General features: G+C 40.8%; 14 protein-coding genes. 1 reads left to right on the forward strand and 13 read right to left on the reverse strand.

Annotated elements, in window-relative coordinates:
• Position 1: 1 nt before the first annotated feature.
• Together AACU32_RS32665 and AACU32_RS32670 are read right to left on the reverse strand one after the other, a co-directional pair.
• The gene (locus AACU32_RS32665) at positions 2–3367 is read right to left on the reverse strand and encodes a GAF domain-containing protein (protein WP_096606038.1); all 3366 of its coding nucleotides are present in this window, start codon (positions 3365–3367) and stop codon (positions 2–4) included.
• Positions 3368–3419: 52 nt separating this feature from the next.
• A complete protein-coding gene (locus AACU32_RS32670; protein ID WP_339378471.1) occupies positions 3420–3728 on the reverse strand; it encodes a hypothetical protein in 309 nt (102 codons plus the stop codon).
• 10 nt (positions 3729–3738) lie between these two features.
• On the opposite strand from AACU32_RS32670, the gene AACU32_RS32675 reads away from it, so the two are divergent.
• Positions 3739–3891: a hypothetical protein gene (locus AACU32_RS32675; RefSeq protein WP_339378472.1), complete on the forward strand. Its 153-nt coding sequence runs from the start codon at positions 3739–3741 to the stop codon at positions 3889–3891.
• A gap of 336 nt (positions 3892–4227) precedes the next feature.
• On the opposite strand, the gene AACU32_RS32680 is transcribed toward AACU32_RS32675, so the two are convergent.
• The 11 genes from AACU32_RS32680 to AACU32_RS32730 form a co-directional block, all read right to left on the reverse strand.
• A complete protein-coding gene (locus AACU32_RS32680) occupies positions 4228–5400 on the reverse strand; it encodes an ATP-binding protein (RefSeq protein WP_096606042.1) in 1173 nt (390 codons plus the stop codon).
• A gap of 210 nt (positions 5401–5610) precedes the next feature.
• A complete protein-coding gene (locus AACU32_RS32685; protein WP_096606044.1) occupies positions 5611–6057 on the reverse strand; it encodes a response regulator in 447 nt (148 codons plus the stop codon).
• On the reverse strand, positions 6011–8308 hold the full coding sequence (locus AACU32_RS32690) for a sensor histidine kinase (protein ID WP_096606046.1): 2298 nt from the start codon (positions 8306–8308) through the stop codon (positions 6011–6013). Before AACU32_RS32690 ends, AACU32_RS32685 begins: the two co-directional genes overlap by 47 nt.
• Before the next feature lie 724 nt (positions 8309–9032).
• Positions 9033–12875 carry a glycosyl hydrolase family 18 protein gene (locus tag AACU32_RS32695; protein ID WP_339378473.1) on the reverse strand — a complete coding sequence of 1281 codons (3843 nt, stop codon included), beginning with the start codon at positions 12873–12875 and terminating at the stop codon, positions 9033–9035.
• A 148-nt stretch (positions 12876–13023) separates the two neighbouring features.
• Complete coding sequence (locus tag AACU32_RS32700) at positions 13024–13722, reverse strand: CAP domain-containing protein (protein ID WP_339378474.1); 699 nt, start codon at positions 13720–13722, stop codon at positions 13024–13026.
• Positions 13723–13886: 164 nt separating this feature from the next.
• Positions 13887–14069 (reverse strand): LysM peptidoglycan-binding domain-containing protein, encoded by a 183-nt coding sequence (locus tag AACU32_RS32705; protein WP_339378475.1) that lies wholly within the window; start codon positions 14067–14069, stop codon positions 13887–13889.
• A gap of 818 nt (positions 14070–14887) precedes the next feature.
• Positions 14888–15418, reverse strand: a complete 531-nt coding sequence (locus AACU32_RS32710) for a helix-turn-helix domain-containing protein (protein WP_096606054.1) — start codon at positions 15416–15418, stop codon at positions 14888–14890.
• Positions 15419–15770: 352 nt separating this feature from the next.
• Complete coding sequence (locus tag AACU32_RS32715; protein WP_096606056.1) at positions 15771–20408, reverse strand: nSTAND1 domain-containing NTPase; 4638 nt, start codon at positions 20406–20408, stop codon at positions 15771–15773.
• A gap of 591 nt (positions 20409–20999) precedes the next feature.
• Entirely contained in the window at positions 21000–21971 is a 972-nt protein-coding gene (locus AACU32_RS32720) for a DUF1822 family protein (RefSeq protein WP_339378476.1), read from the reverse strand.
• Positions 21972–21980: 9 nt separating this feature from the next.
• Positions 21981–22631 (reverse strand): hypothetical protein, encoded by a 651-nt coding sequence (locus tag AACU32_RS32725; RefSeq protein ID WP_096606058.1) that lies wholly within the window; start codon positions 22629–22631, stop codon positions 21981–21983.
• A gap of 158 nt (positions 22632–22789) precedes the next feature.
• Complete coding sequence (locus AACU32_RS32730) at positions 22790–24247, reverse strand: dolichyl-phosphate-mannose--protein mannosyltransferase (RefSeq protein ID WP_096606060.1); 1458 nt, start codon at positions 24245–24247, stop codon at positions 22790–22792.
• Positions 24248–24318: the final 71 nt, after the last annotated feature.

Raw genomic sequence — 24318 nt, forward strand, 5'->3', positions numbered from 1 at the left:
ATTACAACCTTTTTTTCAAGAGGATCTTAAATTGACTGCCTCCTTGTCTATCTAATTGCAGCGTACCTCCAAGTTGTTCTGTTAATCCATATATAAGTTGCATTCCTAGGGAAGTAGTACGCTCTGGATCAATATGGGCAGGAACTCCAATTCCATTATCTTTGAGAACTAGGCAATAATATTCAGGATTATCCAGGTAAAATTGCAGCTTAATTTCTCCTTGCTGATTGGGAAAAGCATACTTGAGGGCATTAGAAACTAATTCATTGATGATTAAACCGCAGGGAACGGCTGTATCTAGGTCTAGTTCCAGATCGTCCACCTCTAGTAAAACACGGATAAATGACTTATTCGAGGTATAGGAACGTACTAAATCGTTGACAAGATGTTCCACATAGCTGGCAAAGTTAATTCGGGCAAGGTTTTGCGAACGATAAAGCCGTTCGTGGACGAGTGCCATTGTTTTGACTCGACGCTGGCTTTCGCTGAGTAACTTCAGAACGGTGGGGTCGTCAATGCTACTGGCCTGTAGGTTTAGCAGGCTAGAAACCATTTGCATGTTGTTCTTGACCCGGTGATAGACTTCACGCAATAAAACTTCTTTTTCCTTAAGGGATGCTCGGATTTGTTGTTCAATTTGTCGGCGTTCTTGCAGTTCGGTTTGAAGTTGTCTGTAGAGTTCCGACTGCTGGATGGCGATCGCCAATTGATTGGCTAGCTGTTGCAATAGTTCCATTTCCCAAGATTGCCAATGGCGAGGTGCTGCATTTTGGTAAATTGCTAACAGACCCCAAAGCTGATCTCCAGAAAAAATCGGCGCGATCGCATACGCTCTGGCTTGAAACTGTTCTAGAAGCTCAATATGACAACAAGAGTGTCCCACAGTGTAAATATCTGTAACAGCGAAGGTTTCGTGATTTTTATAGCGTCCTCCTTGGGTTTCTTGCAAATAAGTATCTTCCCAGACTTTTTGAATGTTGGGTGTAACCAATTCAACCCATCCTGGGGCGACTGACTCAACGATAAAGCTGCCACTCCAATCGCCATGAAAACGATAAACTGCAACCCGATCGGCTTGTAATGTTTGCCTAACTTCAGTCACGGCAGTTGTGAGGATGGCATCGAGATCTAAAGACTGACGAATTTCTTGGGTAACCAGCCGCAACACCTGCTCAAGTCTTGCTTGCTTTTGTAGAGCGGCTTCTGCTTGTTTGCGATTGGTGATATCCATTGCAATTCCCGTCAGCCTAACAGCTTGTCCCTGTTCGTTCAGGACACAAGCACCGCGTGCGTACACCCAACAGCCTTCTCGTCGCAGCAGTCGGTACTCTACTTCAAAGGAAGAACCTTGTTTTAAACCTTGCCGGGTTTTTTGCACAACATAGTCTCGATCATCGGGATGAACACAACTCAAGAACACCTCAAAGGTTGGATAGGGACTAATTTCTTCGCCGTTTTGATCGAGAACTCGTCCTTGAGCATCGGTTTTAAAGCCAAATAGCTCATATTCTTCAGGCGACCAGTGGACGACATTTGTCTGTGTATTTAACTCCCAAGTTCCCATTTTGGCAGCAAAGAGCGCCATCTGGAGTTGGGCGGTTCGTTCTTGAACTCGCTGTTCTAGTTCCTGGTTGAGTTGTTGCAAGGCGGCTTCAGCGCGTTGGCGATCGCTCAGTTCTTGCTGTACCTGTTGATAAAGTTGGACTTGTTGAATAGCGATCGCTAACTGAACTGCTACTTTACCAGCAAGTTCTACCTCCTCTTCTTTCCAAGGAGCTTCTTCAACAGGCTTGGACAGCGATAAGCTGCCCCAAATTGTACTGTTAACGACGATGGGTGTTAACAACCAAGCAGGCGGAAGACTCTCGGCAATTTTTAGGTTAACCTGATCTTTAACGCTATCCATTCCATCTATCTGCACCACCTGGAGTTGCTTTAGTTGTGTAGCATAGGGATTGCCCTCATCGGGAATTTCTAAACCTGTTGTATCTATCAGCGATGCATTTTGGCAATGAGCCGCCAGAACTTGCCAACATTGGCGGTCTGGGAAATACTGGACGATAGAAGTCCGATTAACTCCCAATAATTCAGTGACTTCAGCTATGGCTGTGGAGAAGATTGTCGATAAATCTAGAGAACTGCGAATGCTTTGAACTACTCGATTTAAGGTTTGCTCTTGCTTTGCCTGACGTTCTAAGGCAATTTGGGCAGCTTTGCGATCGGTGACATCCCGCGAAATACAGAGTATTGAGTTAATTGTATGTTCACGAGTCAATTCAGGTGCGATCGCCATTTCAAAGAAACGCACTCCGTTGAGTGTTGGTGTCTCAAATTCAATAATCTGTTTTTCACCTGTTGTCAGTAGCGTTTGTGCAGCAGTTTCCCAAGTGTTGATCATTGCTTCTGGTAATCCCAGTTCGCGACAGGTTTTGCCCAAAAACACTTCCTTGGGAATGCCTGTGATTTGTGTCAGGGCTGGACTAGTATAAAGATGTCGTAGCTGTGTATCGAAGCGTTCGATAATATCAGGGGAATGTTCCACCAGGGTTTGGTATAGCTGTTGCGACTCTTGCAGCGCAGTTTCGGCAACTTTGCGAGCAGTAATATCTGTGACAAAACCCTCTAAAAAGAGGAGTTCCCCGCTGTCGGAAAATATACCTCTTCCTCGTTCCCAAACCCATTTCTGGATTCCCGATTTCGTGATAATCCGATACTCAAACTCAAAGGGTTGCTGGAGTTCCACTGCTCGCTGAACCTTCTCCCAGACCATATCGCAGTCGTCGGGATGCATTTCTTGTCCACAAGTAATCGTGCTATCAATGAGATATTCTTCTTGTCGATAGCCTGTAATATTAAACACTCCCTCACTGACGAATTCAGGGGTGTAATTGCGATCGTTAGCAACCCGGTATACATAACCAGGTAGATTGCTAATCAAGGTGGATAAGCGGCGTTCACTTCTGTTTAAAGCTTGTGCTGCTGGATAACGGGTTTGGCTATTTTGCCAGACACTACGAACTGCTTGCACCAATTGAGTCAGATTAGCGGGCGACTTGATCACATAATCATCCAACCCTGCTTTCATGGCTGCAACAGCAATTTCTTCGCTACCGGAATTTGTGAACATAATCACCGGAAAATCGCTGAGCTGCGCTTTGAGAGTCCGCAAAACATCCAGTCCGGTTGTCCAAGGTAACTGATAATCGGTAATTACCAAATCAAAGTTACAGGTTGCTATCGCCTGTGCTAACTGATCGCCATTGACAATTTCCGCAATCTGAACTCCTGGTAAATTTTGAATTAGTGCTTGGACAGTGAGCGATCGCTCTACTGGATGACCATCGATTAACAGAATTCTTTGTAACAACTGCTCTCAGCTCTTAAAAAAGAAATATGTTTTCCTGTTAATCGTACAGTTTTTATTGGGCATGGGGTATGGGGCATTGGGCATGGGGCATTGGGCATGGGGCATTGGGCATTGGGCATTGGGCATGGGGTATGAACTTTTGCACTCCGTGAATGAGGCTTTGAACTTCATTAACGAGGCTTTGAACTCCATTAATGAGGCTTTGAACTCCATTAACCAGGCTTTGAACTTCATTAACGAGGCTTTTTGCTCGGTGAATGAGGCTGTGAACTCCATTAATGAGGCTTTGAACTTCATTAACGAGGCTTTGAACTTCATTAACGAGGCTTTGTAACTCCATTAACGAGGCTTTGAACTTCATTAACGAGGCTTTGAACTTCATTAACGAGGCTTTGAACTTCATTAACGAGGCTTTGAACTTCATTAACGAAGCTTTGAACTTCATTAACGAGGCTTTGAACTCCATTAACGAAGCTTTGAACTCCATTAACGAGGCTTTTGACAAAAGAAAGGATGAAGGATGAAGGATGTAGACGCTCCGCGGCTTGCCGCAGGCTAGGATGAAGTGATTGAAGTAGGAGCCGAGTGGAATTGTGGGCGAAAAAAAATAAGTTTTTCCTTAATTCATGCCCCATCCCTTTATGGGTGGGGTAATTTCGTACGGGCGGGTTTATCCAAAATATCGTGAATAATTGAGGATATCTGTGAACCCGCCCCTACTTCATACTGAGCGCCTTCAGCTTGACTCAAGTCTCCTGCTCCCCTGCTTCCCTGCTTCCCTGCTCCCCTGCCCCGGTCGCCGAGCGGAGCCGTTCGCGGAGCGTCTCCCCTTGGGAGAAGAGAGGCGCTGCCTCCTGCCTTCACAACGACAGCAAAGGTAGCACAACAATAAAGGTAGTACCCACTCCCTCTTTGCTTTCGAGTAAAATCTCACCGCCATGTGCTTCTACGCACTTTTTCACAATTGCTAAACCTAAGCCTGTACCAGGAATAGAACCGACGTTTTCTGCCCGCTGAAATGGTTGGAACAAGCGCTTCTGGTCTGGTTCGGGAATGCCAATCCCGTAATCTTGAATCCGAAAGGCGATCGCTTGTTCTTGACCAATTAGTTCAAACTTAACTGTACCACCAGGTAGTGAATATTTAATTGCATTAGTCAGCAAATTACCTAAAATATGCCGTAGGAGATTCTCGTCCCAGAGAGCATCTCTAAATTCTCCTACACTTGTAAACACAAGATTTATCTGCTTTTCCCCAGTAGTGAGTTGCGCTTCCTCAATTAGATAACGGCAGAAGTTCTGTAAATCTATGGAGATGAGTTCGCAGTGAAGTTTACCTGAATCCGCTTGACCGATTAGCGAAACTTCATCCAATAGCTGCGCCATGTTTTTGATTGCTGAGCGAATCATTTGAAAATGAGAACTTTTTTTCTCTTTGGTTAATTTGTCATCGCTATTTTGTAGCAAGCCAGCAGCTAGGAGGATCGTATTTAAAGGATTGCGGATGTCATGGGAGATCATAGAAACAAATTCAGATTTGAACTGGTTGATTTCTTGAGCTTTCACCAGTTCGGCTGTGCGTTGTTCAACTCTGGTCTCTAATGTTTTATTCGTTGTCCGTAATGATTCTAATACTTGCTTGCGTTCAATCGCATAATGTATAGAGCGAACTAACACCTCAACATTTACCTGTCGCTTCACCAAATAATCTTGTGCGCCTTGTCTGACTGCTTCAATTGCTAGTGCTTCATCATTGGTATTTGTAAGCACAACAATTGGTAGCTTAGGCGCATAATCAATCAATGTTGGCAAGGATGATAATCCTTCGCTATCAGGTAGGGTTAGATCCAACAAAATGACATCATAAGAGCATAATGCTCTGTCTTTAGTTAATTCCTGAAGCGCATTCTGCAAGCGCTGAACATGAACTACACTAAAGTCTTTGGATTGGGCTTGCTTCAGAAACTCTTGTAACAATCTCGCTTCTGCTAGGTTATCCTCAATCAACAAGATTTTTACTGAGCCTGTCGCCATCATTTCCTGATATTACCTCCTTTTTGAAAATGGGCATGGGGCATGGGGCATGGGGCATTGGGCATGGGGCATGGGGCATGGGGAAGAGATGGGGGAGAGCGGGGAGAGGGGGAAGGGTGGGGAGATGAACAGATAATATTTAATTCTTTCACTCTCCCACACCCCCCACACTCCCCACACTCCCTCGTCTCCCTTGTCCCCCTCATCCCCCTACTCCGAGGGCAATGTGGCAGTAGAGAGCCAAAACTCTTCAATACCTTTGACGATTTGAAACAGCTGGCTCAGGTTACGAGATTTAGTGATGTAGCAATTTACATGCAAATCGTAACTGTGGAAAATATCATCTTCGTTGCGGGATGTTGTCAGCACAACTACTGGTATACGTTTGAGTTTGGGGTCGCTTTTAATTTCTGCTAGTACCTCACGACCATCTTTTTTGGGTAGGTTTAAATCCAAGAGAATCAGGTCAGGGCGTGGAGAATCAGCATATTCACCTTCTTGGCGTAAATAAGCCATAGCGTCCATGCCATCCCTAACTATTACCACTTGATGTGGGACTGTACTTTTTTTCAGTGCTTCTTGGATTAAGCGGATATCAGCTTTATTGTCCTCAACCAAAAAGATTGTTTTGTGTTTTTCTTCCGTTTCTACGCTCACGCTCGCGGCCTCCGACTGGAATCGTAAAGTAGAAGCTTGCACCCGCACCTAGCTGTGACTCTACCCAGATTCGTCCCCGATGACATTCTATAATTTTTTTACAGATTGCTAGGCCCATGCCTGTACCGGGATATTCTTCTCTGGTGTGTAGACGCTGAAAGATGACGAAAATGCGATCGCTAAATCTGGGATCTAGTCCAATACCGTTATCCCGTACTGAGAACAACCACTCATCTTCTAATCTTTCGGCTCCGATGTGGATTTGTGGTAGTTTGTTGCTGCGGAATTTGATGGCGTTGGCGATCAGGTTTTGAAATAGCTGCATTAATTGTGTACTATCAGCCATCACAGTGGGTAAGGGGTCGTGGGTAATTATCGCTCCAGTTTCATGGATGCGTCCACGCAAATTGCTGAGGGCGCGATTGAGTGGTGCTTCGACCTCTGTTAGCCCAAAGGCGATCGCCTGCATATCTACTTTAGAGTATGCTAGTACATCATCAATCAGCGTTTGCATTAAACTAACTCCCTCAACGGCAAAGTTAATAAATTCCTTTGCGTCTTCGTCAAGTTCGTCTTCGTAGCGCATTTCTAATAGCTGCACATAGTTTGCTACTTGATTTAACGGTTCTTGTAAATCATGGGAAGCGACATAGGCAAACTTTTTCAATTCCGCATTAGAACGTTCTAAATCTTGCGCTAACTGGGCTAGTTCATCGGCTTGGCGCAAGACAATATTAATGATAGCTTTGCGCAGTTCCAAGGCTGCTTTGATTTCCACAAATTGCCAAGGTAAGGAAGTTAACCGCACCGTTTCTTTCCACAATTCAAATGATTTGCGGGGAACAAGGCGCAAATTTCCTGCTGATTGGTTAACTTCAAACGCTTCATTGGGATTACCACCCCAATTTACCGTTTGAATTACTTCCGGTCGAAACCACAATACATAATTCCGCTTGGAAATGGGAATCGCTAACAAACCACTGGCGACGTTTTTAAACTTTTCGGCATCTGGATAAAGCTGTGGTAGAGAATCTGTATAGAATACTTCTTCATTGACATGATTCTTTAGCCATTGGACTAAAAAATTCAAATCTTCTTCTTTGGGAGTCTCGCCAATAACTGTGCAATTATCCCCAAAACATACAGCTGCACCTTGCGCACTCGTTAAATCTAGAAGATTTGGCTGGTGTTTAACTAACCCATCAATAAAGTTTTCTTCTTGGGACATATATTCCATCAAAACTGACTGAATATATGCCAAATTCATCCGGTAGTCATAATCTTCTGTTTCTTCTCTGGCGGAGATTTCTGTAAATATTACTCTTCCTAAAAATTCGCAGGCTTTCCGCAATTCATAAGAAACATATTTCGGTGTTTGATGATGACAAGCAATTAAACCCCAGAGTTTACCATCTTTAATTAAAGAAATAGTCAAAGAAGCACCTACACCCATGTTGTGCAAGTACTCTAAATGACAAGCAGCAGCATTTCTCAGAATTGAATTGGTTAAATCAATCGGACTTTGACTAATGGGATTCTTAACTGGAATCACTTGTACAGGTTCCCCATAGGAATCTGGGATGATTCTGATAAAATTAGAAGTGAATAATTTTCTCGCTGGTTTGGGAATATCTGACTCTGGGTAGTGTAAACCCAAGTATGGTTCCATGCTGTCTAACTTTTCTTCAGCGATAACACAGCCATGTCCATCTTCGTCAAACTTATATAGCATGACTCTGTCAAATCCAGTCACTTTGCGGACTTCCTGGACAATTATTTGACAGAAATCGCGGAGATTAGTTGTTTTTTCTAATTGGTTAATAGAAGCTCTAGCTAAATGATAAAAGCTGAGAAAGGGGATATTTTCTTGGGAAATAGCCGGTTCTAATTCTAAAATCAAAAATCCTTCTGGATTGCGGTGAAAAATCGCATCAAATACTACGTATTCATCACCCTTTTTTCTCACCCATACTTTAGTCGGATTGATATAATCAAGATTTCCTTCTAATAGACCTGCTTTAATTCTTTCGATTTGGAAGGGATCGAGTAGTTCCTCTAATTTTGTTTGCAAAATATTTTCCGGCAATATGCCGAAAACATTCCATGTATTATTGCTAACTTGTAATATTTTTAGCTCAGGTTCTTCTAAGACAAACAGAACACCATGAGACTGAATTTGACTATGAATATGTATTGCTGCTTCTTTTAAGCTACTGACATTAATGCCTTGTAATTCTAATTCTCTTACCATTACGATTCTCCTCTAGAGGACGGGAGCATCAAAAGTAGAGTATCAATAAGTGTGAATTACTTACTGAAGGTTGCACAGTACTGATGATGTTGACAATTCAGTTACAGATAGTGAGATTAATACCTCGGTAGGAATCTTGTCCTAAGTAATATTAGGATTCCAATTTCCCAATTGCCAGAGGCGGGGAATAAACAATGCCAATGCGAAAAAACTTATAAATTACAGTTTATATATCATTATTTATATTTTATTCCCGATGCACTGCGCTAGCTTAATGATTTGGATGCTGAGAATGTGGAAATTTTCAGTAGCATTGCGCAGTATCTCCCTTTTCTGCTTTGCAATTCACAGTTTAACAGGCAGTAAACTCGTGTAGAGATAAGATATATGAAAACTAGGTGATTAAATAAACCGCTAAATGTGTAGTTGTGTAAAAAGAAGCTTGCAGTTAGCAACTATAACAAAATTTAATAGGTAATAATGTCAGCATAGTCAGCATTATAACTGCTGAGTACGGCAAAATTAAATGATGAACAGGCGATCGCCTGGGCGATTAAAAAAATACATAATTTTTAATGTTTAAGTTTTTAATCAGCTAATGCCATTTAATTTAGAGTGCATCCCAGTTTTGATTTGGCACCGACAAAATAAAATACCAGCGATCGCCTGACTTTTAAGATTGTATATACAAGAGCTTGGAAAAACAGGCGATCGCACTTGAGTTTTAAGGCATTATTATAATATCGTCAGGTACCACACTATCGTCATCGTGAGCAATCCTAGGTTGCACAGGTACGAGTTTCCATATGTTTCCGGGATTATATTGATCGTCATACTGAACGATCGAGTCGCCTTGCACGGTCAAAACCTTATCACTTAGTACTGAGATAATTTTATAGTTATTACTCTCTCCATCAATATCTAATTTCCATTTACTATTGTCGTCGTCACTTTGCTGATATTGAATGATCTGAGTCCCATTGTCACGTAAACCCCCTTTAACATTCAGTTCAAGCCCACTCAATGCAGAAGTAATTTTATATACGTATCCTCCGACATGATTAAAATACCACTGGCTGCCCAGATGGTTATCATCATTATCATCATATTGGATGATGTCGGCACCAGAGTCATGTGAGCCACCTTGTACATTTATTACTTTTCCGCTTAAAACAGATTTTATTTTGTACGTGAAGAATATCGATTGTACGAGAAACCTGTCTTGTACGGGAAGCATCTTTGAGGAGTACCACGGCGTTTGGTCATGCTTGTAGCGGATAATCCACTCTGCTAGGCGGCCGACCTCATCGCTGTGGTTGTAGAACTTGCCATCATCAATCATCTGGATGTTGAAGCCGTGGAAGAGGGATATTTCCTGGTATTTCTGGTAAGTCCAGCGCTCGGCTAGTTGTGGGTACAGGTTGAGTTGACCGCATGAATAGACGAGACCTGTATGCTTCTTGATACAGTAGGCATCATACGCTTGGTTGACCAGATCGTACTCCATCTCGCTCACCCCACCCTGAGAGTGAAAGGGCACCAGCCCATCGCTCTGGCCACGGACAAAACTCGCAAAAAAGCTGTAGGTAATGTTGTTAGCTTCGTCCCTTTTCGTACCAGCCCCGACAAAGCGGATGTTGGGGACATTTGCGTAGTATCCTCGCATGTTGTGGTTGTATAGTTCGCGCATTGTCTTGGGCACGAGTTGCTTGACGACCGGATCTCCATTTGAGAAAAAATTACGAGGGTCTGGCCAGTCGGAGACCTCAGTCCCTCCGCCCGCACCGCCCGCAACGAACACAGTGCGAACGTTCCATTGGTGAGTCTCCTGAAACTTGTCCAGCACGTAGCCGATGATAGCATCGCCAGTGCTGTGCCCGACCAAGTCGCAGGTGTTGGAACCAGTGCAGTAGCGATCCAGCACGTCAATAAGATAATGGACGGAATTTTCGATGGTGCTACGGCCATCCCAGTTTGCGGCCTTGATCGTCACCTGCTCACCATCCGCCTTGGCAGCATTGATCAGCGCATTGGGAACATCGTAGCTTTCTGTTTTATCCGAGTACATGCCCTGCCAGTACCAGAAGTTGTCTTCTTGGCCTTTGTTTTTGTTCGCATTGTCCCCCACAGGTCGGCGACTGTCTGCGTAGCCGTGTACTAAGATAATCGTGCTTGGCCACTTCTTTGTCTGAGGGGCGACATCACTAAAGACGGTATACCACAATTCCCCATTTTCATTAAATCCCTGGTGGAAGCAGTAAAGTTTGTCTTCAAATACTGCCAGTGCTGGCGGTCCAGATATACCTACACTAGGTATTAGTTTGTCATTTTCCCACTGTCTTCCATCAAAAGTGGTATACCATAGTTCTTGATTGCTGCGAGATCCTTCATGGAAGCAATAAATCTTGTTATTAAATACTGCCACAGCAGGGGAACCTGATATACCTACATTTGGTACTTTCTGATCATTTTCCCAGTTGCTTCCATCAAAAGTGGTATACCATAGTTCTTGATTGCTGCGAGATCCTTCATGGAAGCAGTAAATCTTGTTATTAAATACTGCCACAGCAGGGGAACCTGATATACCTACATTTGGTACTTTCTGATCATTTTCCCAGTTGCTTCCATCAAAAGTGGTATACCATAGTTCTTGATTACTGTAAGCTCCCTCATGGAAGCAGTAGAGTTTGTTATTGAATACTGCCACAGCAGGAGAATTTGATATACCTACATTTGGTACTTTCTGATCATTTTCCCAGTTGCTTCCATCTACAGTACTCCTATACCATAATTCCATTTTAGTAAACGAATCAAAACCTTCTATGATATCTACTCCTACCTGATAAAAGCAGTAAAGTCTGTTATTAAATACTGCTAGTGAGGGCGAGCCAGATATACCTACATTAGGTATTAGTTTGTCATTTTCCCAGTTGCTTACATCAAAAGTGGTATACCATAGTTCTTGATTGCTATGAGATCCTTCATGGAAGCAATAAATCTTGTTATTAAACACTGCCACAGCAGGGGAACCTGATATACCTACATTTGGTACTTGTGTATCTTTAGTAAACTCTAAACTTATTAGAGGAAAACTTGTTTGCTTTGATAGATTTGCTCTTAATATTGGTGTTCTTAACTCGGTGTTACCTGAATTTTTGTAAAGCGCTTTAATAATGCTTTTTGCTTCTTCCCAAACATCATTGGAAAGCTCCCAAATAATCACACCCTGGCATCCTACGTCTTTCAAAAATTTTAATTTGGTAACAGCAGTATCTGGAGTTTCAAAGTAGATATTGTGAGCATAGGGGTAGTTTCCTGAAGCTGAGATGAAAGGAGGTCTTGGTGTGTTTCCCGACACTTTAATATTGCCATTGGGAGCTTGATGAGCATCAGGAAATTGACTCAGGATGTCTTTATACTTAATTGACTTATATCCGGGAGGTACTTGACCACTGAGGTCGTCTGGATCTTTACCATAGGCAAAGTCATATCCATATATCGGCACACCTGCTGCTATCTTATTTCTGGGTATGTTGTGTCCACTACCTTGCCCGTTGACAAATAATGGATTTGTCCAGTACCAAAGCGTATCTTCCACTGAAAGAATCGGATTATTAACATTCCCATCACCAGGCCACTCTCCCTGTTGCTCCTGAATGTAGGACTCCTGATAAAACTCTTGGTTACGTATTTTAGAAGACTCCTGATTTCTTATTTTAAAAAGGGCTGAATGTGGACCTACTGGAGAGTTATTCCATGAGCCAGTTAAATCATATGTCATCACTCCTAGCCAATCCACATAATCAGCTATTTTGGAATCATAATTATTTCCATACCATGATGTCCCAAAGACAGCAGCTGAAACTAACTTGTCAGGCATAGCTTGCTTTAATTTTTGTGCAAACAAAGTCAAAGCATATCCAGCCGGATGAGGTCCTTCACTTTTTGTTCTTCCTCCCTGCTCCTGTTCACCCGGTTTACCCCACCAGCATTCTAAATCTAGGTCTACACCATCTAAATTGTTCGAGTTCACAAAATTGACTACATTTTGTACTGCTTGATCGAGTAGTGGATTCGCCGGATTATTTCCTATAGATGTCATCAAATTAAGAAATCCATAATCAGTTGCACCTCCCAGTGCAATTGAAATTTTCGTACCGTTTTGATGCCCAGTATTAACAACATCTGCAAGAATTGCATTAACATCATTGACTGAATTGGTGTCAAACTCACCAAGATTTGTCTCGCTAAACATTAAAAAAGCGACTATTCCATGAGTAATGTATTGATATATCTCATCATTGGTATAGTTAAAGCCTTCTTTTTTACGCCATGTAGGAATATATGCTATTATTTTGGCTTGCTCAGTTGGAGTGTGAGGTGTTACATCATATAACTCATCATAAAATCGCCAACCATTTTGTTCTGCATCTCCTACGCCAGGTTCTGAAGCCCAAAAGTTTGCATAAAAGATATTTCCTTGATATTTAACCATTGCTCCGGTTTGGTATCCTTCGCTTTTAGATACCCAGTCAGGAACGTTTGAATAATCTTGAGAAAATCCCATTTTTCTACTCCTTTCGCTAAATAAGCTGTGCCACATTTAACTTGCAATAAATCTGCCATTAGACTTCTTTGATGAGAAGTCTAAAAGCCTTGCAATGCTTGAGTCCAAATCTAAATTTGGTCGATCTCTATCAAAAAGACAAATAATTTTAGTAAGGCCTTTGATCAATAAAATTTCCTGAAGGATTGTAGCGGCAAACAAGTCGAGCGTTTCCATCAGGACCGTCTACACAAGCACATCCAACTTGTGTAGTATTTCTCCAAACCATTTGAGTATAGTGACCAAATTTTTCAATATTGCTTTGAGTGATAACATCACCGTTATAAAACTGCTTTTCATTCCCCCAACTTCCAACCATTTGTGTGAAGCTAAAGCGGCGTGATGTTCCCATCCAAAGGTTTTCTCCTTGTCCTTTCCTCTGTTGACTATGTTCGAGAGGTTTTCTGTTAGAACTGAGGTAATTTGCCCACTCTTGAGCATCACGGGCTAAAGTATCAGACCAAGTGAGGGGTAGAACACCGACTTGCGCTCGATACGAATTGTGGGCGTTCAATATCTCTTGTGCCATACCACCGCCTGACGGAACAGATGGAGTACCTTGTCCGACTTGTTTGAAGGATGAAATCTTATCATTCCATTCATTGGTGACCCAAGCATATTCACCAGGCGTAAGCCGAAAACTTCGCCCTTGGAAGTCTTGATGCTCAAAAAATTCCCAAGTGCCGGAGTAAACTTTAATCGAAGATATTTTGTCATTCCAAAAATCTCCAACATAAGAATAGTCTTGATCGAGAGAACCTGATGCGCGTCCAGAGAATTGGGAATCTATAAAAATTTCGACTGACATAATTAACGCTCCAAAATTTGAAAAGTAGTTACTTTGGCTTTTTTCAGTCCAATATGAATCCATTAGCAAATGTTGGTTACAGAAGGTCAGTTTTAGTTTCTAACCTTCTGCATTTTTAATAACTGCTATTAGAAGCAGCTATGTTTACAAGTCTTTTAAATCTGTTAAGCAGGAATTGTAAGTATTGTGCCAACTTGTAAAAGTTTGGGGTCGATACCGCCATTAGCATCGATAATTTTTTTATACTGATTGCTATCTCCGTAGTAGGCTTGGGCAATATCAGAAAAACTGTCACCTTGTTCAACTTTATGTGTGGTAGGAAGACCTTCATTCTGTTTTTTAGCCATGTTTTTCTCCTTTGATAAGTTAGTTTTGTTGAACATTGTGGTTAGCGTGTTTGTTAACCCTTTCGTTCTTTCGTAATACCAATATTATTCTTGATTCCTTGGATTGATAATTAACTATTTTTAGGTACTCAGAGAAGCGATAGTTAATTATTTTTAGTTAGTGATGCTTGCTTGATTCTTGTCCAGATAATATGTATATTGTTTAGTCAAGCCAAATTGATGAATATAAAACCATTTATAGAAAAAGCAGTGAGCAACTGCCGAAACAATTACTCACTGCCGCAATAATTTACAACTTGGTAAAGCTCAAATTTAGTATTTTTTAATTAAGCATCTATATATAAACATTTTCACAGTAGCATTTAAACTATTATGAACGCTTACTTAATTTATCCTACAAAAATGCGAATTCTCAAGCATTGCATTTCTCAAAAATATACAAGGATGCAATACAACCAGGGGCGGGGTTTTCCCGCCCCTACAGGCTTTGCGATTTAAAACTGTACCTCAACCATCCCAAAACCGTTATATACGCTGTAGTCTTTCCTTTGCCTATATACATAGTATTTCGATGCAATGTTATTGATAATTAACTATTTTTTTGTTTAATTATAATTAAACATTAAGTATTTTTAGATTTTCTGCAAAACCAGAAAATGTAAATCAAATATTTAAGTTTTTATAAGCATTTACTAAGGTTGAGAGTTGATAACTACCATAAATCTTCACATAAAAAATACTAGATTCGTAAATAACATAATCTAGTAGGCATTGAGATAATATATTAGTTGATTAATTAGAACTTAATAGGTAAGATTTTATGTGCAGTTATAAGAATGCCGAGAACGCTGTGCTTCTCTCCAAGCACGGGGAGTATGTTTATAGTAATCGCGAAACTGGCAGTAGAAATGATTGATATTTTGATAACCTACTTTTAAGGCAATTTCATCAACGGAGTAATTAGTTTCTAAAAGCAAGGTGCTTGCTGCTGCTAGTCGGCGCTCGATAATCCAATTATTGACCGTTTTCCCGGTAAGTCTTCGCACTAAGTCGGTTAAATAGGCTGAGGAATAGCCGACTGCTTGAGCTACTTCTTTTAGTTTAATATTTTGATGATAATTCAATTCAATGAACTCAAAGACCTCACGCAGTCGGGGAATAGATGGAAATATGGATTGAGTATTGTTTAATTTTATACTTTCCTCAGTGGTAGACAATTTCTCCTGTGCTAGCTGAACACGAACAATACCATTTTCCATGCCAACAACCTCAAACCCTGCGTTTTCCAAATATTTCATTAAGAGTTTTTTAGTCTGGCTTTCAGCATTAATTAATAAAAAATCGCTCATAATTTTTCCTAATATTTATTTTTTGCTTCCTTTCATTTCGAGGTTGCTCTACAAATTACTCGGTCAAAAAAAAACTTCTTTATCTGAAATAAAGCAGACTTGTAACAAAAGTTTAGATAATACCAAAAGTCGCTTTAGGTCTTAAATTCAGCATAAATTTAGATAAAATGGTATTACCCTGATGGGTACTTTTATGACGACGAAACTACATAAAAAAAGTACCCATCGGGGTACTTTACTTTGGTATTTTTATTTTAAAATAAACAAAAAAATCTAAAAAAATAAATATGTGCTTTGATAATCGCACTATTATATAGATGTGGTTCAAATACGTGAAAACTGCTGTAATTCGTTATTTCGTATCATCAATTCCATTGCACAGTTGCTTGTCGCTGTTGCTAACATTGGGGTTATTCTCCAGATAGCTATGCAGCCAATTGCAACCTTGTGCTAGTAGATCTTCAAGAGTGGAATTCGATTTTTCTAAATTCCACAAAATTACTCTTCCGGAAGCAGTTCCTGAAGCTAACTGTCGCCCATCGGGGCTAAAACTGAGGCTATAAATCTCAGATCTGGGATTGAAGATGTTGATTTGTTTGCGGGTGGCAATATCCCAAAGTATTATGTTATTGTCTTTGCTGCCCGAAGCAAGCGATCGCCCATCTGGGCTAAAACTAACACTGTTAATCTCACTCTTGTGTCCGGTCAGGGTAGCGATTTTTTTGCGGGTGGCGACATCCCATAATACGATAGTTTTATCGCCACCAAAAGCCAGCATTTGTCCGTCGGGGCTGAAACTGACGCTTCCCCCCTCAGTCTTAGATCCGGTGAGGGTAGCAAGTTCTTTGCCTGTAGCGACATCCCACAGTTTTATAGTTTGATCGCTACTAGCAGAAGCTAGTATTTTTCCGTCGGGGCTAAAGACTACACTGCTATGACCTGTAAGGGTATAAAGTTCTTTGCCTGTAGCAACATCCCACAGTTTGACTGTATTATCCCAACTAGCGGAAGCTAACCGTCTCCCATCTGGGCTGAAACTTGCACTTGTAACCCAAAGGTTGTGCCGCATATTGCTAGGGATTTCTTTACCAGTAGCCACATTCCACAGTTTCACAGTATTGTCCCAACTGCCAGAGACTAACTTTTTCCCATCGGGGCTAAAACTTATACTTTCAATCCAATCACTATGCTGAATGTTGTTAGGGATTTCTTTATCAGTAGCGACATCCCATAGTTTAACTCTGTTGTACTCTTTACTAGTAGCAGCCAGTAACCGTCCATCTGGGCTGAAACTAACGCTGCTGACATTGACATTACCTCCATAAAGAGTCTTGATTTCTTGACGCTGGGCGATATACCAAAGCTTGATGCTATAGTCGCTACTAGCAGAAGCTAACCATTGCCCATCAGGACTGTAACTAACACTATTGACATTATTGCGATGTCCAGTCAAGGTGGATATTTCTTGGCGTGTAGCTACATTCCAAATTTTAATGGCATTGTTAAAACCGCTAGCAATTAACTGTTGCCCATCCCGGCTAAAGCTGAGATTTGTGACCCGCCCAGAAAAACCAGAGAGATGGCTAATTTCCTTGCGTGTGGCAATATCCCACAGTTTAACACCACCGCCATCAGCGCCAGAAGCCAGTATTCGTCCATCCGGGCTGAAACTAACACCAAAGACCCAAGCATTATGCCCAGTCAAGGTGGATATTTCTTTGTGTGTGGCAACATCCCAGAGTTTGACCGTACGATCAAAACTGGCAGAAGCGAGTAATCTTCCATCCGGGCTAAAACTTACGCCATTGACTGTCCCGCTATGTCCGGTAAAGGTGGCTATTTGTTGGCGAGTAGCAACATCCCACAGTTGGATGGTGTTGTTAATACTTGCAACAGCTAGCGATCGCCCATCCGGACTGAAACTGACACCTTTGTTACCATTGCCGTCAGCCTGATATCCATTCCAGGTGAAGATATTTTTACCAGTGGAGACATCCCAGAGTTTAACAGTTTTGTCACTGTTACTGGCAGAAACTAGCAACTGCCCATCCGGACTGAAACTAACAACAGAGACTGTATCTTTGTGCCCAGTTAATGTGCGAATTTCTTTGCCTGTGCCAGTCTCCCATAGTTTGATAGTACTATCACGGCTACCAGAAGCCAGCATTCGTCCATCCGGGCTAAAGGTAACACTAAAAACACCACTGTTGTGTCCTTCTAAGCGGTTTCGCTCTTTTACCCCATAAATTGCTTGTTGCAATGCAACTTTCACTTGAAACTGCATCTCGGAATGTATCCCGAATGCTGACTGTTTGAGTTGCTTGCTTGCATTTATGCTTGTCAGCAGGGCATCAAATTCTTTATTTGAGTCAAATAGTTCTTGTGAAGCAGTTGTCAAACCATTAATGGTTTGTTGTCTTTGAAATTCTGTAAACGACCACCCCAATGCAGCGGCTCCAGCTAGAATCGAGGCAACTGCTGAAAAACCAGTCAGCCCGATCATAGCTCTGCGTCGTTGGCGTTCCCGTTCCTGTTTCTCGCGATCTTTGAGTGCCAAACTTTCTAAAATAAAATTTTGCTCGGATTTGCTTAACTGGTGAGGACGTTTTTGCTGCCAATCTTCCGCATCAGTAAGCGGCTTTCCCCTTAAAAGTGCCCCTTCATCAAAGCCGCTACTTTCCCAAGTACGCATTGCTATCCGCAAAAGTTCTTGCCATTGGCGAAAATTCCGGTCTTGTTGCATCCACTGATGTAATTTTTCCCAACTGCGGATCAAGGCTTCATGGACAATCTCTACTGTTTCTAAACCTGTTTTTTCATCCCATCCGGTAACTACCAACCGCGCATCAGCTAAGCGAGTTACCAAATCCCAATTCTCTTCACCCACCTCAGCACGGATAGCGAGGCGGCGGGTATCTTCGGTTCCTTCTCCTGGATGCACCAGTTGAATAAAGATTCGCTGTGCCCTTTCTTTGTCCTCGAAGCAAAGCTGGTTATATACTTGGTCAGCATAACGAGCCAATGCTGCTTCTACTTTGCCAATTTCATCATAAGCAGGATGGGTTAACTGGGCATCAAGCTGTTTTGCCCACAGTTGAGTTAAGGCAAACTCTAATAAAGGTAAATCCCCTGGTTCTGCACTCACCTCGGAAATTATGCGTTCAGCAAGCCCGTCTTCTATTCTTACCCCCAGCAATGAAGCTGGCTTTTCTATCGCCGCTTGCAATTCCGAGTTTGTCATCGGACTAAGTTTTAAGTCTGCATACTGCAAAGCATCAGCAAAGGGACGATAAGATAATGCTTGTCCTAAAAAATCTGCCCTAAGAGTCAGGACAAAAGTAAAATTAGGCCGATTCTTGATTGCTTCTAGTAATCTATCGAGAAAAGCTTGACGCTCTTGTGCATCTGTGCAAAGGGTGTAAAGTTCTTCAAATTGATCGGCAATGAGCAACAAATGCTGGTTGGGATCTTGTTGAAGAAGATCATCTACCACATCTCGCAACTTATTTTCACACTCAGCCAGGTGGCTAGCAAGTTTTCTAATTTCCTGCAAGCATTCAGTGCGGCTGAGTACAGGTGGTGGTGACCCTTTTTGACGAGCATCTGCATTAAAATCGGTTAATTTGTGGGAAAAAAGGGCATTTGCCAAATTAAACAAAGGTTTGGAACCGGGACGAAAGTCAACAATATCCCAGTTACCAGTATCTCGCAGACGCTTGACCAAACCTGCAAACACCAGACTAGATTTACCGCTACCACTAGCACCAATCACCGCCACCAAGGGTTGATTTTGCACCGCAGCTATCAATATATCTGTGAAAGATTCCCGCCCAAAAAAGAACTGTGCATGTTCTTCTTTAAAGGCAAACAAACCACGATAGGGAATAATGTCTGTGGGACGACGACCTAAGTCTAACCAACTTGGTGGGGCTGTACCGGCATTTTGACATATTACTGGTAACCAAGAAGCACAGGGATATTGATCTTCAAGTCCATGCAACTTTAACCTTGCTTCTTTGGCTGCTTGATATAAAGATTTACCAGCCGCAGCAAAATTCTCTAAAAAATGCTTTAAAAATACCTGTGCTACTTTATCAGGTACTTGTTCCCCCATGACAATAATTTGGGGAATTTGTAGTGCTTCTAAATCAGACGCTAATCCCAAACCATCACAGGAATTGAAAATTGCTACAGCTAAACCGTTGCTTTTCGCTTTTTTCAAGCCGTATTTGAGGTCATCAATAGTTAAGCTTTCCTGATTTTCATTAATATATATTCGACCACTATCTCCTATTGTCTGGCTATGACCTGCAAAAAACAGAATATCCCAAGATTTCTCCCACAAGGAATCGCTGATTTCGTGACGTTGGGGCTGCACTAAAAAAGTTACATCGGCATCTGGTAAACTGTTGAGTAACCTTCGGTCTGTTTCCACATCAATACCAGTACTGTTGCCCAAAATCGCCAGAATTTTTACTTTATCTCTTTTGGTAGGGGTTTTTGTTGTTATTGCTTTTTGATAATCGGTTGCACTCAAAGCTATTTCGGCATTGGGGTATTCTTCCACTAAATCCCAAAGATGCCAAGGTATTTGTCGCAACTGCTGACTTGATGTGCGAATTAGCACCCTCACCAATTCTTGTTCTGGTAATTCCTTTAACCAACTTTCGCGGATGGGGCGAAATGATTCGGAACGCAGCCAGTTATTTAATTGTGTTTGTAACTCCTTCGCTGATTTTTGGCAATTTTCGTAATTCTGAGTAATGGAAGCATCGTAAGTAACTTTTATAGCTTTGATACCGCGATTGTCACTTCCCAAACTACGGTAGTGCGATCGCCACTGATCAATTGTTGTCTGCAAGGAAACAACTGCTGGTAGATTACCAGTGACTTCTTTATGTGGACTAACACCTTCATTGGCTATGGAAAGGGTTACTCGTACACCCTGCTGTAAATCGCCATCTAGCTTTAAAGCAACCAACTTTGTCATTGCTAGCAAAAAAAATCAGCATTTCTATTAAGTTACACCTTTCCTCAGAAATTTTGCCAAAATTTGATGTTTAATTGCAATCTATAACCTTCATATCATGTCCGCAAGGGGGGCTGGGGGGAAAGGTTTTTAGGTTTTATGCATAGATTCAGGAATTATCCCTAATTAGTCGCATTTGATATCACTCATGTCATGTCTGGCGTAACCATAGTAAAATCAATACTTATTTAATTACACGGACTTACTCGTAAAAAAATATTCCCGAAGCTATTGTTCACAGTCAACAGTCAACAGTCAATAGTCAATAGTCAATAGTCAATAGTCAACCGTCAAAACAATTCAAAATTCAAAATTATCAATTCAAAATTACAATCAGTGGGGGCTTGTAACCAGAATTAATTAATTCAAAATTATTCTTATTATTCCTAACAGAATTTTGAATTTTGAATTTTGAATTCAAAAAATGGTCAACCGTCAACCGTCAACCGTCAACCGTCAACCGTCAATAATTAATTCAAATGCTTTGAAAATTGACAAATTACAAGTGCCAGTATATCAAAAATTATTTACTGAAAAAATGGGTTTAAATTTTCAAACTGCAAAATTTTCTATTATACTAACATCTGCTAAAGCTATCTTGACACTAAAATTATCTCCCACAGTAGCGTTAAACTCCAATGTAATTTTTTTGTGTTCTTTTTGAGCTTTAGCTTCCATAACAGCAGTGCCCTCTTCATCTAAAATCATGACATGAAGAAAGTCTGGTAAGTGTTCTTGATGATTAATTGGATGTAACTCGACAATAATTTTCATTTCGTCGCAGTTGTTTTCATCATGACTGACTTTAACAACTATTCCTACTGTTCCCCTGTTGGCTTTGATGCCAAAATTAATCAACTTAGCCCGCTCAACATATTTTTTAACTTCCTCTTCCCCACTTCTAAATTGCCAAGCTGTTTCAGTTGATAATATAGATTCAATTGTTGACCAACCAGATGCAAAAATATTCTCAAACCATTTTTGTAATTCAACGGTATTTTGATGAGATAAATCCCAATTTTGCGGCAATAATTGATTGGTTTGTAATTCCAGAAATTCTAGATGTTGCAGTAAATTGTCTATGGGTTGTAGTTGGTTGATAGGTAAGTTATCAATTGATACTTCCTTGACAAATCCTAACAACTTGGCTGATTGGAAAGATGCACTTATTTCTACAGCTACATAGCCAATTCGGTTTGATTGGACTTCTGGTGGTACATAAACAAATTGTGCATTTTCTAACACCGGACGACATTCTAATTTACCCAAATTTTTAATCAATAAATCAGCTACATCCATCAGAGTTTGTTCTACCGGATTCCAACTGTCACTCGCTTCTATGTCAGTTTCAAAACCCATACATTCTAGATAGAAATTCATGAAAGATACAGACAAAGTATTAAAAAAAACCTGCTGACTTTTTCCCGGAGTTCCTTGTTGTCTTGACCATGCTTGTGCTAGCCTGTGAGCAACGGTCGATATCGGACCTGTAAATGTAGAAATAGTTGCCATTTCACTCATCATTTGTCTCCTTTAAGTTAAGTCTTTAACACCAGATAAATCTTTAAGATCGTCGCGAAATTTTTCTAAATTTCTCTGATAAAAATTACTTAATGTGGCTACGGGAATATTCAATTCTTGGGAAATATCTTTCCAAGATATACCTAACCATCTTTTGATAGCAATTTCTTGAAAATTTGCTTGGGGATATTTTTTGATATATGTTTGTTTAAAAATCCCTTTGGGGTCTATTTCTATATATCGTTTGATTTTTTGAAAAGCAGAGATATAATTATCCTCGGACTCGGTATTGTCAAATGCCAAATCTTCCAGGTTTTCTAAGACAGAGTTTTCTACCGGAATTTCATTGACTTTACCAATTATTTTGGGAATAGCCTCTTTAAAAAAACGTTGACTCAATAACATATTTACCCAAGTCATAAATGAGGCTCGTTGGGAGTCATACTTATCAATATTTTTACAGATATACAAAAATAGATCTTGTAAAGCTTCTTGATAAATTTGTTCATAAACTCCTGGAAATTGACTTTTATATGGGCGGGAAAGTTTACCTGAGCGGTATATACCATCGATTAGTTTTGATAAAGTTATCCGTCTAGTAGTTGTTTCTAGGGCTTGTTGTTGGGCTTGTAGAGCTAGCTCTTGAAGCTGTTGCTCGTTCATAGGTTTGTGAGAATCGTAATTTCTCTAAAAACTATCGAACGGTAATTGTGACTTTTATCCAAATCGTCTGGCAAAGGTTACAAAAATTTACACTGTGACGTTCACAGAAGCGATCGCTCTGTTTGCGTTCTAGGTAAATCATCTACTTTGATTGGTATTTAAATCCAAGAGCTAAACAACATTCGCAGTTTATAACCCTCAGAAGTTAAAGGTAAGCCCAAATAAATTGGCATCCAGAAGATAAAAGCTGCCAAAATGAGAAAAGTAATTGTGACACCGAAGGCGCGCAATTCGCGATGATAACTGCGCAGACATTGATCGACAAACCAAGCGATCGCTAAAAAGACAAACACTACAGCACACATATAGTGGTAAATAAAAACGCACCTAGTTACTTTTACCCAAGGTAATAAATTAGCAGCATAATTTAAGACTAAAAATAAAGCAATCCAAGTATCAACTTCCAGATTTGCAGGTACAGAAAACTGCTGACGTTTTTTCCCAACAATCGCCAATTTTGACAATAGCCATCCGACTAAAAACAACATAGCAGCCATACCAGTCCACCACAAAAAAGGATTACCCATTGCATGAACATCATAAATTACCTGTCCATCAGCAGGAGGTAAATTAGGCCCCATTATCGGTAGTGGATCGGTAAAATCACGAGCTGTTTGATAATAATAAGCCATTGGGCGAGTCATCAAAGGCCATTTATACCAAGCAGCACAATAAGGATGCACATCTGGAGTATTACCACCCATGTGCAGGTGAAAGTTTAAAATTTGTCGATGTACTTCGATAAAACCATAGCTTTTATCTAGTTGCAGGTGCGGAATCCAGATGAGGCTGTAGATTAACGCCGGGATAATTCCTAAATAAGACCCCATCTGCAAAATATTTAGCTGAGTTAGCTTTTGTAGTGGTGTTTGCAGTTTTGGAGCTTTTTCGGCATCAATGGCTTGCTTATTTTGATAAGAATGTAACAACCGCACTAGCCAAGCTGTTAGCCAAATTAAATAAGCACCTAAAAGAAACCATAAACCATTCCATTTTGTGCCAACTGACGCACCAAAACTAATACCAGCGGCAATTAACCATAAAGCACGTCGCTGTTTTTGATTTTCTAAGGATAATAATAAAAACCAATGCCCTAATAAACCAAAAATTACAATATAAATATTATTCAGAGCATAGCGAGACTCAACGAGAAATATGCCATCACAAGCTGTGAAAAAGCCTGCTAGCAAAGCAAAACTACGACGATGACTAATTTGATAGGCAACTGCGGCAACTACTAAAGGAATAAATGAGCCAGTCAGAGCATTTACCCAACGATAACTCCAAGGAGATAGTAAAGAACCTGCTAAACCATTAACTGGTTGTTGCCAAAAAGGAACATGCTTACCCAGCCAAATGCCAATACCAATAATATATTGACTCAACGGTGGATGAGCATTAAAAAAGGGAGTATGGGTGAGATAATTATTCCCAAATTTGGCGAAGTAAACTTCATCAAATACTAGGGTATTGAATCTATCTAACTGCCAAAAACGCAAGGCAAGTGAGAAAATAAATATAGCCGCTAGTCCAATTCGGAACTCATTTTTAGTCATTTGTCAGTTGTCAATAGTCATTGGTCATTTGTCATTGGTATTTGGTTATTTGTATTAGGCATTGGGCATTT

Origin of the sequence: Calothrix sp. NIES-2100 (genome assembly GCF_963875285.1) — a bacterium.
Lineage (GTDB): Bacteria > Cyanobacteriota > Cyanobacteriia > Cyanobacteriales > Nostocaceae > Aulosira.